General features: G+C 37.5%; 1 protein-coding gene and 1 pseudogene. Both read left to right on the forward strand.

The features are described from left to right. On the forward strand, window positions 1-1,216 hold a 1,216-nt coding region (locus tag ACVC5O_RS09115), incomplete at its 5' end, for a curlin (RefSeq protein WP_452221170.1). Between the two features lie 393 nt (window positions 1,217-1,609). Next, a pseudogene (locus tag ACVC5O_RS09120) lies at window positions 1,610-2,017 on the forward strand (curlin); the annotation flags it as partial.

A 2,017-nucleotide genomic window follows, 5' to 3' on the forward strand; every position in this document is an offset into this window, starting at 1 on the left:
CGAAGCAGATGTAAGACAGAGAGGTACAGATAACCAATCTACATCTATTCAAGAAGGTGATTTTAACGAAGCAATTACTCGCCAAGGTATGAAAGAAGCTACTTTAGGAGTAAGCGAAGGAAACAGAGCTAAAATTCACCACGGAATTGGACAACAAGGAGAATCTAATTTTGCTATGATTGAGCAAGACGGAAAAGATAACTCAGCGAAAACAGTTCAGGTGTATGACAATAGTGATGCAAGAACAGTACAAGAAGGAGATGATAACGTTGCAGACATTCGTCAGGATGCTGGACCAAATCAATCTGCAGGTCACGAAGCTTTATTAGAGCAATATGGTGACGATAACGTATCTAGAATGCGCCAAAACGGTTCTGCTCGTAATACAGCAAGATCAGTACAGCTAGGTGATGATAATAAGTCTAACCAAAACCAAACTTCAAATGCAGCATCAGGAATAGGTAATGATGCCGTTGTAGATCAAGGTAGTGGTGCAGGTGGAGTTTTTACAGCTTCTGCTCCTGGAATTTATGCAGGATTGTTAGGTGTCGATAACGTAGCAAATGGGACTTTTAATCAAGGATCTGCAAAAGCTGAAGCATTACAAAACCAGTCTGGAACTGAAAATGAAGCATATATCGGTCAATTTGGTATAGCTTCAGATCAAGGTAATTACGCAGAACAAAACCAAGATGGAGAAAGAAATGCAGCTGCTATAGTTCAGAATGCTTTTGGTTCTTCAGGTGGAGGAGATAACTATGCACGTCAAGATCAAGATGGAGACGATAATGTTGCAGGTATAGCTCAAAATGGTGTTGACCATTTAGCTTACCAAAGACAATATGGTGATAATAACTCTGCTTTATCTACGCAAAGAGGTAATGATAACCACTTAAGTACTTACCAAGGAGGTGATGGAAATGCAGTTGAAACTGGACAAAGAGGAACTATGAACACAATCTTAGTTGTACAAAAAGAACAAGGTTGGGGAGGACACAGTTATAAAGTATCTCAAAACTTGCCAGGAGGAACTCCAGTAGGAAGCCCAAATGGAGGTAACATTGCAGATATCTTACAATTAGGACCAGATGGAGATTTCGCAGCAGATGCTGAAGGATGTGATTTCCAAGATCCTGCAGATTTAGTTTGTCCTGATGGATTAAACTCATTCGATATTGCTAACCCTTGTGATGATGGTACTGGAAACGGATGCTAATAAGCAATTAAATCATACAGTGATTAGTTAATAATCATAACATAAATAATTAAAAGGAGAATGGCTAAATAGCAACCATTCTCCTTTTTTTTATAAGAAATGATTTCTGGTATTTTTAGGGGATTTTTTAATATATAAAACGTATTCTTTTTACTTGTATGGTCTAGCCATGTTATGTTTTGCCTACGTAGAACTACGTATAAAACAAACAAAATCAAGTATTTAACACCAAGCTTCAGTGTGGCTACTTTATGTTAAAAATGGTATTTCATCGATAAAAATTACTTAATAATCGAATTTACTGTTAAAATGTTAAAACTTTCTCAATTTACAAAGTAGGAGCGTATAAAAAATGTATATCTTTACAATGCTATTAATCAATATATATTCAACATGAAAAAAGTAATTTTTGGTGCTGCGGCACTATTATTCTCAGGCGCAATGATGGCGCAAAGTTGGGACACAAACGCTGGCTCAATGACAGACATTAACGGTAATTCAGCAGTAGATGCTAATTACGTAGCTCCACTTTCAGGACAACTAGGGAACTCTGGTGAGTCTATCCAAAATGGTAACGACAATAAAGTAATGGTAAGGCAAGCAGGTGTTTTTAATTCTGCTTACACAGACCAAGCTGATGGTTTAGGTACAGGCGATAATAAAGCGCGTATCTGGCAAACAGGTGAAGTTGTTCCACCACCAAGTGGATTTAACAACGAAGCAGATGTAAGACAGAGAGGTACAGATAACCAATCTACATCTATTCAAGAAGGTGATTTTAACGAAGCAATTACTCGCCAA

It is taken from the genome of Lacinutrix salivirga (genome assembly GCF_053604675.1).